At 40.6% G+C, this 17,329-nt stretch carries 21 protein-coding genes; 2 read left to right on the forward strand and 19 right to left on the reverse strand.

Going from position 1 to position 17,329, the window contains the following annotated elements; genetic code table 11:
• Positions 1–66 precede the first annotated feature (66 nt).
• Both zapE and FTU38_RS04400 read right to left on the reverse strand, forming a co-directional pair.
• On the reverse strand, positions 67–1,218 hold the full coding sequence (zapE, locus tag FTU38_RS04395) for a cell division protein ZapE (RefSeq protein ID WP_180110644.1): 1,152 nt from the start codon (positions 1,216–1,218) through the stop codon (positions 67–69).
• Positions 1,219–1,302: 84 nt separating this feature from the next.
• On the reverse strand, positions 1,303–2,310 hold the full coding sequence (locus FTU38_RS04400; protein ID WP_180007330.1) for an AraC family transcriptional regulator: 1,008 nt from the start codon (positions 2,308–2,310) through the stop codon (positions 1,303–1,305).
• Between the two features lie 157 nt (positions 2,311–2,467).
• On the opposite strand from FTU38_RS04400, the gene FTU38_RS04405 reads away from it, so the two are divergent.
• Entirely contained in the window at positions 2,468–3,997 is a 1,530-nt protein-coding gene (locus FTU38_RS04405) for an NAD(P)/FAD-dependent oxidoreductase (protein ID WP_180110659.1), read from the forward strand.
• A 49-nt stretch (positions 3,998–4,046) separates the two neighbouring features.
• On the forward strand, positions 4,047–4,955 hold the full coding sequence (locus FTU38_RS04410; RefSeq protein ID WP_180110645.1) for a lysine exporter LysO family protein: 909 nt from the start codon (positions 4,047–4,049) through the stop codon (positions 4,953–4,955).
• A 78-nt stretch (positions 4,956–5,033) separates the two neighbouring features.
• Here the strand turns inward: FTU38_RS04410 and pyrF are convergent, their stop codons facing one another.
• The 17 genes from pyrF to FTU38_RS04495 all read right to left on the reverse strand — a co-directional run bounded on the left by pyrF (position 5,034) and on the right by FTU38_RS04495 (position 17,325).
• Positions 5,034–5,714, reverse strand: a complete 681-nt coding sequence (pyrF, locus tag FTU38_RS04415; RefSeq protein ID WP_180010309.1) for an orotidine-5'-phosphate decarboxylase — start codon at positions 5,712–5,714, stop codon at positions 5,034–5,036.
• 240 nt (positions 5,715–5,954) lie between these two features.
• A complete protein-coding gene (locus FTU38_RS04420; protein ID WP_078188931.1) occupies positions 5,955–6,320 on the reverse strand; it encodes a lipopolysaccharide assembly protein LapA domain-containing protein in 366 nt (121 codons plus the stop codon).
• Between the two features lie 24 nt (positions 6,321–6,344).
• Positions 6,345–6,647: an integration host factor subunit beta gene (locus tag FTU38_RS04425; protein WP_067767464.1), complete on the reverse strand. Its 303-nt coding sequence runs from the start codon at positions 6,645–6,647 to the stop codon at positions 6,345–6,347.
• A gap of 162 nt (positions 6,648–6,809) precedes the next feature.
• On the reverse strand, positions 6,810–8,489 hold the full coding sequence (gene rpsA / locus FTU38_RS04430) for a 30S ribosomal protein S1 (protein ID WP_078188933.1): 1,680 nt from the start codon (positions 8,487–8,489) through the stop codon (positions 6,810–6,812).
• 107 nt (positions 8,490–8,596) lie between these two features.
• Positions 8,597–9,280 carry a (d)CMP kinase gene (gene cmk, locus FTU38_RS04435; protein ID WP_168378902.1) on the reverse strand — a complete coding sequence of 228 codons (684 nt, stop codon included), beginning with the start codon at positions 9,278–9,280 and terminating at the stop codon, positions 8,597–8,599.
• Between the two features lie 17 nt (positions 9,281–9,297).
• Positions 9,298–9,729 (reverse strand): SRPBCC family protein, encoded by a 432-nt coding sequence (locus FTU38_RS04440; RefSeq protein WP_078188937.1) that lies wholly within the window; start codon positions 9,727–9,729, stop codon positions 9,298–9,300.
• A gap of 26 nt (positions 9,730–9,755) precedes the next feature.
• A complete protein-coding gene (tadA, locus tag FTU38_RS04445) occupies positions 9,756–10,307 on the reverse strand; it encodes a tRNA adenosine(34) deaminase TadA (protein ID WP_180088567.1) in 552 nt (183 codons plus the stop codon).
• A 7-nt stretch (positions 10,308–10,314) separates the two neighbouring features.
• Complete coding sequence (locus FTU38_RS04450; protein WP_180110646.1) at positions 10,315–11,436, reverse strand: enoyl-CoA hydratase/isomerase family protein; 1,122 nt, start codon at positions 11,434–11,436, stop codon at positions 10,315–10,317.
• On the reverse strand, positions 11,433–12,146 hold the full coding sequence (gene ung, locus FTU38_RS04455) for a uracil-DNA glycosylase (RefSeq protein ID WP_180007388.1): 714 nt from the start codon (positions 12,144–12,146) through the stop codon (positions 11,433–11,435). Before ung ends, FTU38_RS04450 begins: the two co-directional genes overlap by 4 nt.
• A 36-nt stretch (positions 12,147–12,182) precedes the next feature.
• The gene (locus tag FTU38_RS04460; protein WP_168378899.1) at positions 12,183–12,779 is read right to left on the reverse strand and encodes a 6-carboxytetrahydropterin synthase; all 597 of its coding nucleotides are present in this window, start codon (positions 12,777–12,779) and stop codon (positions 12,183–12,185) included.
• Between the two features lie 130 nt (positions 12,780–12,909).
• Complete coding sequence (gene gspK, locus FTU38_RS04465; protein WP_180110647.1) at positions 12,910–13,857, reverse strand: type II secretion system minor pseudopilin GspK; 948 nt, start codon at positions 13,855–13,857, stop codon at positions 12,910–12,912.
• Between the two features lie 39 nt (positions 13,858–13,896).
• A complete protein-coding gene (gspJ, locus tag FTU38_RS04470; protein ID WP_180077749.1) occupies positions 13,897–14,526 on the reverse strand; it encodes a type II secretion system minor pseudopilin GspJ in 630 nt (209 codons plus the stop codon).
• A gap of 46 nt (positions 14,527–14,572) precedes the next feature.
• Positions 14,573–14,965, reverse strand: a complete 393-nt coding sequence (gene gspI, locus FTU38_RS04475; protein WP_180110648.1) for a type II secretion system minor pseudopilin GspI — start codon at positions 14,963–14,965, stop codon at positions 14,573–14,575.
• Positions 14,955–15,512 carry a type II secretion system protein gene (locus tag FTU38_RS04480; RefSeq protein ID WP_078193664.1) on the reverse strand — a complete coding sequence of 186 codons (558 nt, stop codon included), beginning with the start codon at positions 15,510–15,512 and terminating at the stop codon, positions 14,955–14,957. Before FTU38_RS04480 ends, gspI begins: the two co-directional genes overlap by 11 nt.
• Before the next feature lie 9 nt (positions 15,513–15,521).
• Positions 15,522–16,136, reverse strand: coding sequence for a TetR/AcrR family transcriptional regulator (locus FTU38_RS04485; protein ID WP_168378896.1), 615 nt, complete (start codon positions 16,134–16,136; stop codon positions 15,522–15,524).
• A 42-nt stretch (positions 16,137–16,178) separates the two neighbouring features.
• A complete protein-coding gene (locus tag FTU38_RS04490) occupies positions 16,179–16,952 on the reverse strand; it encodes a TatD family hydrolase (protein WP_168378895.1) in 774 nt (257 codons plus the stop codon).
• A gap of 31 nt (positions 16,953–16,983) precedes the next feature.
• Positions 16,984–17,325, reverse strand: coding sequence for a PilZ domain-containing protein (locus FTU38_RS04495; protein ID WP_111885061.1), 342 nt, complete (start codon positions 17,323–17,325; stop codon positions 16,984–16,986).
• Positions 17,326–17,329 lie beyond the last annotated feature (4 nt).

Here is a 17,329-nt window from a genome sequence, read left to right on the forward strand (position 1 = left end):
ATCTAAAACTAAAAATAAAAAAAAGAACGCCATCAAGACGTTCTTTTTTCATTCCAACAGAAACGCTTAATTTTCTGCCGTAGATTCTGATGCATTGATTTGACGGTGAGAGGTATGTAGATAATCATCAGATTGCATTTCCAATAAGCGCGAACGTGTACGCTCAATTTCAAATGCCAATTTTTCACCTTGATATAATTCAATAATCGTATCTTCTGAAGTAAGCAACAACTTCACCCCACGGTCATAAAATTCATCAACCAAGTAGATAAAACGACGTGTCCCTTCAGACAAATAATCCGTCATGTGCGGCACATTACTCACCAAGACCGTATTATAAATATTGGCAATTTCAATAAAGTCCGCTGGGCTACGTGGTTTTAGGCAAAGTTCAGAATATTCACACCACAGTACATCTTCCGTATGACCAATGGTTTCCACAATACGCTGATTAATAATAATTGGCTCTTGTGAAACCGTTTGGGTTTGCGTTAATGCTGTAAAACGCTGTGCCATCCACAACTTATGTTCATGTGTTAACGGTGACTTAAATAACTGCGCTTGTTTCAATACACGTAAACGATAATCTACGCCTGAGTCTACATTTAAAATCACACAGTTCTTTTTCACCATTTCAATGGTTGGGATAAAACGGTCACGGTGGATCCCGTTTTTATACAAACCATCTGGTGCAATGTTAGATGTTGCAACAAGGGTGATGCCACGCGTAAATAATTTTTGGAATAGATCGCTCAAAATCATCGCATCCGTGACATTGGATACAAAGAATTCATCGAAGCAGATCACAACCGCTTCTTTATAAATTTGATCTGCAACTAGGTCGAGTGGATTACGCTGACCTGAAAGCTTATTTAATTCACGGTGTACGTACTGCATAAAGTGATGAAAATGCATACGTGTTTTACGTCGAAATGGCACAGAATCATAAAACTGATCCATCAGCCAAGTTTTACCACGCCCTACACCGCCCCACATATACACCCCTTTAGGTGCAGTTTGACGACGGAAACGACGAAACGCTTTTTTAGAAGCCTTAAAACGTTGGATTAATTCTTGCCAAACTCGATCCAACTCATGCACTGCTTGCGCCTGTTCCTGATCTGGTAAAAACTGACCAGATGCTAAGGCTTGAGCATAACGCTCAGCCGGTGAAATCGGAGTAAATGCGGTGTTGTGTGTTGACTGAAAATCTGACATATCATTAAATACTTTTTGGGGCTAAATGAATTATAACGAAGAATAAACTCGAAGATATAACACTTTGGCAGTAAAGCGCATTGGCTATTTATTATATTGTCTCGGACTATGCCCAAACCAACGTTTAAACGCATGATTAAACGCCGCAGGTTCTGAATAACCCAGCAATTCTGCAATCATTTCAATTGAATATTCATTATATTCAATCATACGGAGTGCTTTATCTTTAATAATATCTTCACGAATTTGCTTATAACTGGTATTTAACTGTTGCAATTGATGACGTAAAGTTCTTTCCGGCAAGTTCAATGCTTGAGCAGTTGCTGCCATACTTGGCATCGCACCACTTTGTAATTCCAAATAATCTTGCACACGTTGAACCAATGATGGTGCATCTTCATCGGCACTTAAACGTTCTAACTCTGCGATACATTTCGACTCATATAATCGAAAAGTAATAATATCGGCGGATGGAATACGAATATCTAAAACATCTTCATCAAACCAAAATGCTGCAAATGGCGCACCAAAGCGAACTTGAGAGCCATAATAATCAGTAAACATTTTTAATTTTTCGGGATCTTTGGGTTCAGCAAATGGCAAATCAATTTGAACTTGTGGCGTAGATAGCCCCATCATTTTGTACAGATCACGGATGAATTTATAAGTTCCTGAAATCTCTGAATGCGCCAATAATGCACCCAGTGTCGCATACACATCTTGTGGTTGATAACATAAGGCCACTTTATGCTGACTGATTTGCAAACTCAAACGCCCAGTTAGATGCGTCAACTGTTGAAAGCGAATTCCCTGATTTAAAGCTTGGCGTAAAGTATCACTGGTGACCAATAACATCAGCAACGGGCCATAACCCGCCAATGTATAATGCTGACCAATAAATAACCCTTGCTCAGGTTCTACATCTTTACCAATGACTTTCAGTACATCCCACTCCAAACTCGGATGGATCACCGAAGTAGGATCGAGTGCATCGACACGCAGCCCAATAGTTTGCAAACGTTGATCGACATCTACGCCTGCTTTACGCATTCCTTGTACTAAATACATCAGGCTTAGAATAGATCGTTTCATAAATCGTAAAATGACATTAAATTTCTTCTTTTTTACTACAAATTTGCAATTATGAACATTGCCGTTTCGATCAATTTTTCTGTCACCTCAATCATATTGTTCTGGTTATGAACTCAAGTATGCTTAGTTTGTAATCTCGCTTGGAATTAAAAAAATGATGCAGGAAGCGCAAACAAAAACAGTGCAAACCCCAAAAGCCAATTCGGAAATTCATACGCAAATCGCTATCATCGGCGGCGGTTTTGGTGGCATTGCTATGGCGATACGACTTTTACAACAAGGTAATCAAAATTTTCTAATCCTCGAAAAAGCCAATGATTTTGGTGGAACCTGGCGTGAAAACCGCTACCCTGGCGCTGCCTGCGATGTGCAATCACATATGTATTCACTTTCTTTTGCACCCAAAACAGATTGGTCAAAGCGTTACGCCGAAGCGCCGGAAATATTTGACTATATCCAACAGGTCACCCGTGAATATAATTTAAAACAATTCTGTCGCTTTAACAGTGAAGTGCTTTCAAGCCAATACAATGAATCAACCTGTGACTGGCATTTAGAACTCAAAGATGGCGTTAAAATTACCGCTCAATATGTGATTTTTGCATCTGGCCCGTTACATGTCCCACAAATTCCACATATTCCAGGCATTGAAAAATTTAAGGGTAAAGTGTTCCATTCTTCGCAATGGGATCATCAATATCCATTAGAAGGTAAAAAAGTCGCATCTATTGGTACAGGCGGCAGTGCCATCCAATACATTCCAGAAATTGCACCACAAACACAGCAACTTTATGTTTTTCAACGTACCGCAGCTTGGGTCATTCCACGAGATGAACGTAGTTATCATGGTTTAGAAAAATCATTATTTAAAAAATATGATTGGTTTCGAAAAATTCACCGCGCTCGCCTGTATTGGACCAATGAATCACGTGTCGTGCCAATTGTTAAACCAACCACCATGAAATATGCGCAAAAACTGGCAGAACTATATATTAAGTATCAAGTGAAAGATGCTGAACTTGCCAAGAAACTAACCCCAAACTACATCATGGGCTGTAAACGCATTTTAATTTCTAATAAATACTTTCCAACGTTTAATCGACCGAATGTGGAATTGGTCAGTGATGCAATACAAGAAATCACTGAAAATGCCATTATTACCAAAGATAGAAAATCCCGTGAAATTGACTGCTTAATCTATGGGACTGGCTTTATTACTGACCCACGTATTTATCTCAAGTCCTTTGAATGTATTGGTGAAAATGCTCAAGAACTCAAACAAGTTTGGCAAGCTGGCGCAGAAAGCTTTTATGGCATTTGCACCAAAGGCTTTCCAAATCTGTTCCAATTATTAGGCCCCAATACCGTACTTGCCCATAATTCAGTGGTATTTATGATTGAGGCACAAGTCGATTACATCTTACAAATGATGCAATTGGTTTCAAAATCTAATGTTCAAGCCATCGCTGTCAAAGATCAGGTGCAAGATCAATTTAACACGCATGTACAAGACATGCTTGATGGTACGGTATGGCAATCAGGCTGCGTGAGTTGGTATCAGCAAAATGGCGGTAAAAATTTTGCACTGTGGCCAACTTATACATGGAAATATTGGCTCGCTACTCGAAAAATAAATCCAGCCGATTTTCGACTCCTCAGTAAAACAAAATCTAGTCATGCAGCTTAAGCAATAACAGGTCATAATAGGCAGGTATTCATTATCTGCCTATTTTTGTATGCAATCTTTCTGGCTGATTTTCCAGCTCTTGACCTGTTTAGGGCTTGGTTTTATTCTTGCACGTAGCCTACCCACTTGGCTTGAAAAAATCGCCTTTAAACTGCTGCCGTATTTTACTTATATTTTGTTATTTGCGATTGCGATCGAATTTTCTGAAACATTACACACTATTTCAGCACCTCTGCAAATCCTTTCTTCATCAGTACTTATTGCACTATTGACCTCAGTGGGTGCTTTTATTTGCTGCTATATTTTATTTAAGCTTTTAGGCTATAAACCCAGTCATGGCAAAGTGTCCATGCAGTTAGTGACAAGCTCGCTCATCAATATTAGCTATGCTTTTATTGCATTAGGTTTAGGTTATGCTTTTGCCGAAATGGCAGCACATTTTAGTCTTCAGCCACATATGAGTACTTGGGATCTACTTTTAGTCTTCATGTTTCTGATTGGGCTTGATCTCGCCTACTCACCGCTCGATCGCTCTTGGTTAAATTGGAAAATTCTACTTGTTCCACTCGGTTGTATCGTCGGTTCACTTTTGGGCGCTTTTGCTGCTGCCTATCTATTGCCACAAATCAGCTTGAAAGATTTGATTATGCTGTCACAAGGCTATGGTTTCTATTCGATGACAGGTATCGTCGTAACTGAATTAAAAAATGCGCATCTAGGTAGTATTGCGTTGATGAATGATTTATTCAGAGAAATCTTTGCGATTGTGTTTATGTATATTATTGGCTGGCGTTACCCACGCTCTGCAATTTCATCTGCGGGCGCAACAGCCATGGACGTCACACTACCGATGGTCAAACAAGCTTGTGGTAATGATTTTATTCCACATGCCATGGTCAGCGGCTTTATCCTTTCTGTACTTGCACCTATATTGGTAAGTATATTGGCGGCTATCTAACCCCCTCACCTAAATCCTCTCCCAAAGGGAGAGGACTTTCTCTCTCCCTTTGGGAGAGAGTTAGAGAGAGGGTAAATATTAAAGTGTCGCCAAAATATCTTTTAAAGTCTGACGCATATTCTCCGATTTAGTAATTGGACGGCCAATCACCAAATGTGTAGAACCATCAAGCATGGCTTGTTTAGGTGTCACAATTCGTTTTTGATCATCAGCAGCAGAACCCGCAGGACGGATACCCGGTGTCACTAAAGCAAACTCTGCACCCAAAGTTTCACGTAACATTTTCGCTTCTTGCGCCGAACACACTACACCATCTAAACCACTTTCTTTCGTTAAAGTCGCAAGACGTTTCACATGTTCAAAGGGTTCAACATCTAAACCTAAATCAGCAAGATCTTCACGACCCATCGAGGTCAAAACAGTAACAGCAATCAGCTGAGTATTGTAATTGCCTGCTTTTAGGCGCTCTACACAGGTTTCCATCATTTTACGACCACCTGATGCATGAACGTTGACCATCCACACACCCATATCCGCAGCTGCACAAACTGCTTGCGCTGTGGTGTTTGGAATATCATGGAATTTTAGATCTAGAAATACTTCAAAACCTTTATCATGCAAGGCCTTAACGACACTTGGACCCTCATGGGTAAATAACTCTTTACCAACCTTAACTCGACATAATGCAGGATCTAACTGCTCTGCAATTGTAAGTGCGTCATATTGGCTTTTAGCATCTAGTGCAACGATGATACTCAAGAGACTTACCCTTCATTTTGACAAAATTAGTGCATTATAGATGTATTCAACTTGATCAGAAAGTCATAAAACTCATGTTATTTGAAATGATTAATTTGAATTGAGCTATCTCATTATTTTATTTGAGATAAGCGTATTATTTTTTCAGCCCATAAAAAAACACTCCGATGATCCACCAGAGTGTTAAATATAAAATTTAAATCTACTCATAAAAGTAGTTCATTTACTTCAAAAACCCAATTATAACGGGTTAGAAGGACGCTCATTTGCATCAATATCTAAAACTGTCTTTTCATGACGCGTATGTGCAGCCGCTTCAGCAGCAGCCAGTTGAGCAGTTTGAATTTGCTCTTTACGTAGGCGGTCAATATCTTTACGTAGACGTTTAATTTCCCAGTTATTTTGAAATACTCGAAATACTTGCACTGCCAATAAAAGACCTAACACCAAACCTAATGACAAGGTTAATAGCAATAAAAGCCCTAAACGCATTGCAGGCACTTGTGTAAACAACAAATCGACCGAAAGTTCAGTTCCGTTTTGTAGAACCAAAGCCAATGAGTATCCAAATAGGACCAGTAGAATTACGACCAATACGTAACGCATAAACACCCCTAACAATGTTTTGAATTAGTTTGCAGATTCGTTTACCGCATCACGTAAAGCTTTACCAGGTTTAAAGTGCGGTACAGCTTTTGCTGCAACTTCAACTGATTTACCTGTTTTTGGGTTACGACCCACACGTGGTTCACGGTGATGTAATGCAAAACTACCAAAACCACGGATTTCTATTCGGTTGTCTGTAGACAAAGCTTCGATCATTTGATCGATCATTATCTTAACGGCCTCTTCCACTAAGGGTTCAGCTAAGTGTGGGTTTTTAAGAGAAATACGCTCTATTAAGTCAGACTTATTAAGTGCTTCAGTAGTCATCTGCGACCTCTTTAATTATCAAGCTACCTAGGATCAGTTTCCTGATAATAACCTGTTTAAATACAAAACGGTAGCGTAATAATCACTTACTACGCTACCGTTACAGTAATTGTGTAAAATATATTAATTAATTTACATTAACAATACAATTCAAACACTTACTTAGTGGTTCATTTGAGCTTTGATCAAATCACCAATAGTCTTAGGACCATTGTCTGAAGTTGCTGTAGCTGTCTTGTTCAAGTTAGCTACTGCTTCTTTTTCTTCAGCTTCGTCTTTCGCTTTGATAGACAAGTTGATAGAACGTGATTTGCGGTCTACGTTGATGATTTTAGCTTCAACTTCTTGACCAACTTCAAGGAACTTAGTTGCATCTTCAACGCGGTCGCGGTTGATTTCAGATGCTTTAAGAGTCGCTTCAACTTCGTCAGCTAACTTAACAGTAGCGCCTTTAGCGTCAACTGCAGTTACAGTACCTTTAACAAGCGCACCGCGTTCGTTAGCAGCTAAGAAATCGTTGAACGGATCGCTGTTCATTTGTTTGATGCCAAGGCTGATACGGTTGCCTTCAGCGTCTACTGAAAGGATAACCGCTTCAACTGTGTCACCTTTCTTGTAACGACGGATAGCTTCTTCACCTTGTTCGTTCCAAGAAATGTCAGACAAGTGAACTAGACCATCGATACCGCCTGGTAAACCGATGAAGATACCGAAGTCAGTGATTGACTTGATAGTACCTGAAACTTTTTCACCTTTGTCGTGTTCTTTAGCAAACTCTTCCCATGGGTTAGCACGAGTTTGTTTGATACCAAGAGAAATACGACGACGCTCTTCATCAACTTCAAGAACCATAACGTCAACTTCGTCACCGATCTGAACAACTTTAGATGGGTGGATGTTTTTGTTAGTGTGATCCATTTCTGAAACGTGTACTAAGCCTTCAACGCCTTCAGCGATTTCAGCGAAGCAACCGTAGTCAGTTAAGTTAGTTACACGAGCTTTAACGATAGAACCTTTAGGGTAACGGTTCATGATCGCTAACCATGGATCTTCGCCTAATTGTTTAAGGCCTAAAGATACGCGGTTACGTTCGCGGTCGAATTTAAGTACTTTAACAGTAACTTCTTGACCAACTTCAACAACTTCTGAAGGGTGCTTGATACGTTTCCAAGCCATGTCAGTGATGTGAAGAAGACCATCAATACCGCCAAGGTCAACGAACGCGCCGTAGTCAGTAAGATTTTTGATAGTACCAGTAACTGTTTGACCTTCTTCAAGCTGAGCAAGAAGAGCTTCACGGTCAGCTGAAGATTCAGCTTCCATAACAGCACGACGAGATACAACAACGTTGTTACGTTTAGCATCAAGTTTGATTACTTTAAATTCTAACTCTTTACCTTCTAAGTGAGTAGTATCACGAATAGGACGAGTATCAACTAAAGAACCTGGAAGGAACGCACGAACTGGACCGATGTCAACAGTGAAACCGCCTTTAACCTTACCAGAGATAACACCAGTAACGATTTCGCCGTCTTCAAAGATTTTTTCAAGTTTAGTCCAAGTTTCAGCACGTTTAGCTTTTTCACGTGATAAAACTGTTTGACCCATACCGTTGTCAAGAGCTTCAACAACTACGTCAACAGTGTCGCCAACTTGAACTTCAAGTTCACGTTGTTCATTTAAGAATTCAGCGCGGTCAACAATACCTTCTGATTTAAGGCCAGTGTCAACTGTTACCCAGTCAGAGTCGATATTTACTACAACGCCTTGGATGACAGCACCCTTTTCAACGTTGAGGTTTAATTCGCTTTCTTCAAAGAGGGCTGCAAAAGATTCGGTCATGATATACCTAGTAAAGTCAGCGGTCTTGGATCAGACAAGGCCGGTTTAATTAAGCGTCTACATAGTCCATATAAGACTGATCAAGCTATGCTTCTGCTGAAAATTCTTTAGTTTGCTAATTGCTGATCGATGTAATTCGTCATCAGCGTGAATACTTCATCAATACTCAAAGTTGAACTATCAATGAAATAAGCATCTGGCGCAGGCTTGAGTGGAGCGACTGTGCGTTCCATATCTCGCTTATCACGCGCTTCGATATTAGCTAAAATGTCGTTTATTTTAACATCCACGCCCATAGCCTGCAACTGATTTACACGGCGCTCTGCACGGGACTGAGCAGAAGCCGTTAAATAAATCTTGGCTTGAGCATTGGGAAAAATCGTAGTTGCCATGTCACGGCCATCTGCAACCAAACCAGGTGCTTGGGCAAAGGCATGCTGACGTTCTAAAAGCGCAGTTCTAAGTGCAGGAATTGCAGCAACTTTTGAGGCAAACTCTCCGACTCTCTCAGTACGGATAACTTTTGAGACATCTTCACCATCTAAAAGCACCGAAACACCTGCTTCATTTGTCACAAATTGTATGTCTAAATTTGTTGCAATTTTTACGCATTCATCGAGCTTTGAGTCTAATGCATCAATTAAGTCTTGCTTATGCAATGACAATCCCAACAGACGATATAACGCACCTGAGTCGAGTAAGTGGAACTGATAATGTGCCGCAATTTTTGCTGCCAATGTTCCTTTACCTGAGCCACTTGGGCCATCAATTGTAATGATTTGAACTGTCATTGCTCTTCCATTTTTGTTTATACGGTTTTTGCAAGTTTTGAAAAACCAATTTTAATCGCTGACTTCAGTTGCGCAAGGATTAATTGACTAACGAATGGCGCACGCGCCTGTAATTCAATCGTATAAGTGACTAAAGTACGCGCAGCATCGATCGCTTCGAATTGAATCACACCCAAATGATGTTTCACCAATGGGTTTTTAATAATCTTATATTCAATGCGTTGGTTTGGCTCAAGTAAGGTAATTTGCTCTTGTAACGGCTTCACTGGCCCAAAGCCCATTCGGCGCACTGAACCCACACCATCAGGACGCTCAGGATCTGCTGAATCTTTGACACGCACCACTTGAATCGGTGCAAAAGCCACGTTATAGGTCGAATGTTTTGAAAGTAAGTCAAAAACCTGCTCGACTGGTGCATTAAATTCTTTTTTTACTTGAATGGATTTCATGGTGTACCCTATTTTATTTGACAATATTAATTGTCAGTAGAGTTTACTTGATTTTTTAAATGAAGTTCAGTCAAAGTGGCTTTTTCCTGTAACTTCATCAGTCGTTTTTGTTCACGACGCATTTTAAAAAAATCACTTAATTGTTGGGAGCATTGCGCTTGCAGGCAACCATGCTCAAACTCAAAGATATGGTTATAGTAGCCTGAATTTAACAATTGACGCGAACTCACTAAAGAACCTGCTTTAGGCTCAGTCGTCGCAAATACCACGCGTTTAATTCTTGAATGGACCAAAGCACCCACACACATTGTGCAAGGCTCCAAGGTCACATATAAAGTTGCATCATCAGGTAAACGGTAATTATCGATATTTAAACAAGCTTGACGCAAAGCTTGTACTTCCGCATGCGCGGTGGGATCTTTCAGAGAAATCGGCGCATTAAACCCTGCACCTATGACTTGATTTTGACTCACAATCACTGCACCTACAGGAATTTCTTGCAATTCGGCAGCTTGCGCAGCTTGCTCGAAAGCAAGCTGCATCCAATGCTCATCACTATGTTGGTTTTGTTCAGACATCAATTAACTAAATTACACCATACTGTCTTAACAGTGCATTCCAACTGTCAATATTGGTTACAGGAGGCTCATCAGCCAGAATTCCTTTGAGGGAAAGATCTGTACCTTTTTTCCATTCTGGAGACAGGTCTTTATCGACTAGGCGGGCGCGCACACCTTCAACAAAGTCCGCATGATGAATTTTCCAATCCGAAATTTGGGTTTCCAGTTCAAACACTTCATTCCAAGAATGCACTTGCTTGCCCCACTGCCACAACAACCATGTTAATGCTGCTGTTGCAGGTGAACCTTTTTGTAGATTTTCACTGGCTTGGCGTAACCAATCACTGCGTGCATCGCTTAAACCAATAATTGATTCATAGTCATGTTCAAAATTATGCCCACGGCACACACTTTGAATCACATCCAATGAATTTTGTAATGGTCCCGGCCCCACAGGACGATGCATACTATTTAAAGTGTCATCGATGGCACGAAAATCGCCCGCTGGATAATGATCCCAATCAATATTAATGACAGTTTCAAGTACATTATCACGCTGCGCATCACAAATATGCGTTGCCCAACCGATACCATAAGCACCTGCTGCGGTCATAATCGAGCCGGTTAACCCAGTAAACAAACCAATGGCGCCACGATCAGCAAGGAAACGCGTCGCACCTACATCTGGATACAAACCAATATTAATCTCAGGCATTGCTAAACGCGAATAAGGTGTCACCAAACGGAAAGGTGCGGCCATAAATAGACCTAAACCACCACCCATGACATAACCTTCGCCCCAAACCAAAATCGGCTTTGCATAGTTATGCAGCAGCAAATCTAGGGCATATTCTTGTTCAAAGAATTTATTCGCCGTTTCAACTTCATCATTGACCACCAATTGTCGCAATTTGCGTACATCGCCACCTGCACAAAATGCTTTCGGCGTAGTGGAATCCAACCAAATCGCTTTAACAGCATCATCATGTTGAAAGTCCTGAAAGACTTCAAGCAATGCTGTACAGATAGATTCATCTAATGCATGAAGCGATTTTGGGCGATTCAGGCGAACAATGCGCCAGCCCTTTTTCGCTTCTTCCACAATCAGATCTGGGTGATAATTTTTTGAAACGGGAGAATAAGTCATGCGTCCAGCTGCCAGTCTATTGGCTCAATGCCATTTTGTTTAAGATAATTATTACTTTTTGAGAACACCTTACAACCAAAAAAACCACCGCGGTTTGCAGCCAAAGGAGATGGATGCGCGGCTTTTAGCACCAAGTGCTTATTTTGGTCAATGCGTTGTCCCTTACGCTGTGCATATGCCCCCCATAAAATAAAGACAATATGCTCACGTTGCTCATTTAAAACATCAATCACATGGTCTGTAAAATCCTCCCAGCCACGTTTTTGATGTGAAGTTGGTTGCCCAGCCTCAACAGTCAGTACCGCATTTAAAAGCAAAACACCTTGTTCTGCCCAGCGTGTTAAGTCCCCATGTTTTGACACAGGCACCCCAAGGTCGGTATTTAACTCATGGAAAATATTACGTAAAGAAGGTGGTAATGCAACCCCCTTTTGTACCGAAAAACTCAAGCCATGTGCCTGATTTGGCCCATGATACGGGTCTTGGCCTAAAATCACCACCTTTACATTCGCCATAGGCGTCGTGTTTAAGGCATTAAAAATCAGAGGATTCGGTGGATAAATCACTTTATCCTGTTTGATTTGTTGTAGCAGAAAGTCTTTTAACTCATCCATGCGGGGGCTAAGCAAAAACTCACTTAGGCCATATTTCCAGCTAGCATCAAGCTGCACTTTAGCGAGTTTTGCTTGTTGCTCTTCTGTTAAAGACATCACTGTTAACCAATCCTAATAAAACCAAATATTTACTTAAATTTTAACTTGTAAATCAACTGCAGGGTTTAAAAATTTTTGACCCTGTTTTAATTTTTCATACATCTGGGAATCGTTCCATTCCGACTGAACCTGTTCGGAAAAGACGATTTGATCTAACTGCAACAGCCCCATTTGTGCGTTGTCGATATCTTCTAAAAAGCTTTGCGCATAGCCTGTGTCCGTCTCATGTACGATCACAGAATACACTTCAACATCACCCTCACCATTTTGAGTTTCTGTTGATTTTAGAACTTGTTGTGCCAAGTAAAAGAAGATCCGTGAAAACTGTTCTGCTGAAGGCGATACGGGTAGTTCAACCCAACGTGCGCTGAACTGCTTGCAGGCACGAATATACTCGGCATCATCATGTTGCCAAAAACAAATCGCATGATCAAAACTGTCAAATAAGTCTTTAATAACCCCTTTGAGCAAACCGAAATCGTAAACCATTTGTCCATGGTCAAGTTTCGACGCTTTGAGTAATAGTTCGACTTTATAACTGTGTCCATGAATGGAACGTTTGCAGCGGTCTGACGTGCAATTACGCACGATATGCGCATTTTCAAACTTAAATAACTTACGAATTAACATATGTCGTAATGCAATCAAATAATCTATGGGTTCTCAGAGATTATAATGCAAAAGTCTAACAAGAGGCATTAATTTTGCTGTTCAGCACAATTGGGAAAAGGCATCATGAAAATTTAGCGATATTTAAGACCTAAAATGGTGCCATACTGCGAAAAGCCACATATACATCTTTATCTTTTCGCACTAACTCACTGGTAAATTGACGCTTTCTTTCATTTAAAATAATTTCAATTTGCGCTTTAAAATAGTTCGACTGCACACCCAATTGTGAGTTTAAAACTTCTCGATTTTCTGTGCTCACCTGTGCAAATGGCTCCATTACCCATAAATCATTGATATTTTCAAAATGTTCAAATTTGGCAGCTTTTTGTTGTAAAGCTTGTTCGACTGCATTGACATCTAAACGATCATCCATGGTTGCCAACAAAAATGCAGGAGCGGTATTAATGTTTACCGTTGTTTCATGCGAGGGCAAGCTACTCACATAGGGCGAAATCAGTTTATATTGAGCACCTTCAAAACCACGGACTGATTTCAGTTCTTCCACACTATGAAATTTTGCATTTGGCGGTAGTGCCGCATTATTTAAACCACGATAGTACGCCAGCTCTGCTCCCATTGGGCCAGAGGTCTCATCATCTTCATCTTGCCAGTCAATCACGGCTTGACTTAATTCTGCGGGTAAACCAACACGCTGCAATATTTTTTCAAACCATAATTTTGCTTTGTCATTTACTACACCCTCTTCTGAAACCAAACTATTAAGGTTAAATTTTCCAGATTCGTCTTGGAGCACACCTGCAACAGTTCCACCTTCCACAGGAAAGGCTGGCATAGGCTGAGCCCAATTTTCTTGGAGATGATCCACCTGCCCTGCATTTTCGGCATCATTCACCAAAAGTTCAGCAAAAAATGCTTCGGCACTTTTTGCATATAACATCGATTGATTTTGGCGCATCACATAAGCGGTATTTTCAGAAGTATTGGCTTGTTGTTTTGCGATGCCTGCTGCAACTATAGTTGCCAAAGCTACCATCATCAGGATAGTTAACAAAGCGATGCCGCGTTGCTGTTTCATAAGCAACTCCGAACTTCAAATGCCCCTACTACCTGTCCGTTATCCATTCTTATTTTTATCCAATAAAAAATCAGTATTTAACAAACTGAATAGCCATTCATAGTCTGTTCCATCGACTGTGAGTTGCATCCTAATGCCGCGTGGTAACAGTTGTATGGTTTTTTCATTATTCAGATCTGCGGCAGCATCTGGCCAACTTTCCAACTCATTTGGATTGAGTACCGTGATTTTAAATTGTTCAACATTATCCAGTAATACACTCGAATCTGGCTGATCATGCCCCGTTTGGTTGAGATTTTTAAATTTTAGCCGATACAATTTTTTTTCATCAGCTTTGTATTGATATTCCACTCGCTCATCAGGTGCAATGCCCTGATTTAATGGGTCAGTGACACCAGTCTTACTGAAATTAAATCGGCCATTTTGCAACACCAACGCTGGTTGAATATCTCCATTAATATTGGCAGTTAATGGCACAGCTTGTACCGTGTCTCTGAGTATTTGCTGATGGGCATCTTGCAACTGACTCAGCCGTGCCTCATGGGTTGCGTTTCGTTCCTTCACTTTCGAGACATAATCAAAAACCTTCCAGCCCAATGCAGATAGCACTGCAAAGATGGCAATCGCAACCAAAAGCTCAACCAAGGTAAATCCTGCTTGATTCTTCATTCCTTGCTGCACAAGCACAGGCATATCTTGAGATGTACGTTTTTTTCTAGTTATTATTTTCATCCAACGGAGCCTTATAGTTAAAGAACACCAAACTGCTAATCCCTGCTTCAACATCGCCTGTTTCAGCATTCATCAAACTCACTTGGATATCAATCCGTTGTACATTTGGACTAATGGTGGCTTGGGCTTTTTTGTCAATTTGCCATCGTTCGCCTTGTTCAGTGACCTGTTTAGATGCAGTACCTGTCATCCATTCACGATTGATTTCCATCTTAGCGATTTCATTCAGCGCGACAAATTGTGCTTTATTTCTTAAAATTGCGTGTGCTGTCGACTGCGTATATTGCATCGCAACATTAGACAAAGCCATTGCCGCAGTCGCAAAAATCGCCAATGCCACCATGACTTCAAGTAGCGTAAACCCTTTAGCCCGCATTAACTTTCCCTAAATGATCGATTTCGATTTCATTACCAATGGGACGTTCTTCAAAATAAAACTGTATACGCACAGGCTTTACCTCACCATTACCCAACCAAATCAACTTGGGTGCATTGGTATTTAACAAATCATCATTATTAGCATTTTCATACTGTTGATCTAAAGGCTGAATCGTAAAAGAGACATTTTCAGGTAATACTCGGGTTTCAAAATCTTTATAGTTTTGCCATTTATTGTTCTGATTTAAAATACTATTTTCTACACGTTTTTGTTCTGGTAAATATTCTTGTACCGCATAGCTTTGCGTGTTGACATCTGTTCCAGCTTTTTGCTGTAAGGCCAATATCAAAGCTTGATCATTTGCATCACGTAATATTCGTTTCAGATCCATTACAAACACTTCACGTGCCTGCATGGCTTTGCGTTGATCTGTTCCACCGATATTTAAAAGCACCAATGAGGCCATAATGCCCATAATCACAATCACCACCATCAATTCTACGAGGGTGAATCCACGAACCGATGATGGTGATGCACTTTTCATAAGCAGCCTTTAAGCGAATTGAGCAACCGCATGCACTTGTTTTGGTAAGGCCAAGGCTTGATCAATATAAGCAACCCGCAAGGTGTCTCTTGAACCCAAATAACGCTGATAAAAACTAGAGTTCAAAATTGCTGCAGCACCATGTGTAAGTGACCAAATTGAAGCAAGATAATCACGTACTGGCATGCTACTTTGAATCGACTCCAAATAACGCTCAGTCATACGAATGATCAATCGTAGGCGTTGTTTGCGCACTTGATATAGTTCACTAAACAAGTGCTGAATACCCACACCCGTTGTCGATAAACGCTCTTCAATTTGGTGAAACAACACTGTACGTTCTGGGTGATGTAAGTGATGCAACATAAAGAAAGCAAGGTGTTCAGGAAAAGCTTTATCGGTGTCTTTAATCATTTCCAATAACATGCGTTCATTACGAATAATGAGCAACATATATAGTTCATCTTTACTTTGAAAATGTTTATATAACGTCCCTTTTGCCAAGTCGAGTTCTGCCGCTAGCGCATCTAGTGTCATCCCTGCTTCGCCATTTTCCAATAGCAGCTGCTCTGCCACTTGGAAAATTAATGCCTCTCTTGCTCTAAACTGAGCTTGACGATCCATCTTCACCCTATACTCTCTTACTCTTATATCAATTCAAATTATTTACTTAAGATTGAGGAGATTTTCAAAGTTTTGCATTGTAATGAAAGCCATCTCTTCAATTGACTTATCATATACATCACTTAAGGCTTTGGCTACATAAGGAACGTATTTTGGTTCATTAGACTTTCCTCTATAGGGCATCGGTGCAAGATATGGACTATCTGTTTCAATGAGCACTCGATCCAGTGGCACTTGCTTGGCCACATCACGCAAATCTTGTGCATTTTTAAAAGAAACAATGCCTGAAAATGACACGTAATAACCGCAATCTAAGACCGCTTTTGCCGTTTCCCAATCTTCAGTAAAACAATGCAAAATACCGTGAGTGGATTTCTCTGCACGGATAATATCCACCGTATCATGCTTTGCAGAACGGGTATGAACAACCACTGGTTTTTTTACAGCTTGTGATGCGTGAATATGGCGGGCAAAGCATTCTTTTTGCTCTGCAATAAAGTCTGTACTATGAAAATAGTCCAGCCCTGTTTCACCAATCGCCCAAACCTTTTCAGGTTGTGCTAATTCAATGAGATATTCTTCTGTTGCCCGAGCCATCGTTGCAGGATCTTCACATGGGTGAACCCCAACGGAATAACCCACATCAGCATGACGTGATGCAATTTTTGAAAGTTCGATATGGTCATCTAGATCAACCGAGATACTCATAAATTTTGAGACCCCGGCTTGACGAGCCTGATCCAATGCAAGATCTAAATTACCCTCATAAGGGCTTAAGTCAAGCATGGTTAAATGGCAATGGGTATCTACAAACACAATATGTACCTACAAGTCTTCACTGTTGTAACTACATAGTGTAACTTCTACGCCCCTCAGATTTAAGCCCTGCAAGTAAACGTTCTGCTTCTGTTTTGAAATAAACGCCTTTTTCGCCGCTTAATTGAATTCCAAAGCCTTGTGGTTTAATGCCATTTTGCTTTTGCGAAATCCAAATCACTTTCCCTGTCAAAGGAATTTTTATACTTTGTTCAGGCAAAGTCGCCAATAAGAAAACCTCATCACCCATTTTCACAGCTTGCTTTGATGGTACAAATAAACCGCCACCAACGACATAAGGCATGTAGCTCGCAAAAAGTGTTTCCACATCTGGAATATTAGCGTGAACGATCCCGCCCATACGTGGTTGCATGATG

Source organism: Acinetobacter sp. YH12098, from assembly GCF_013419235.1.
Classification (GTDB): domain Bacteria; phylum Pseudomonadota; class Gammaproteobacteria; order Pseudomonadales; family Moraxellaceae; genus Acinetobacter; species Acinetobacter amyesii.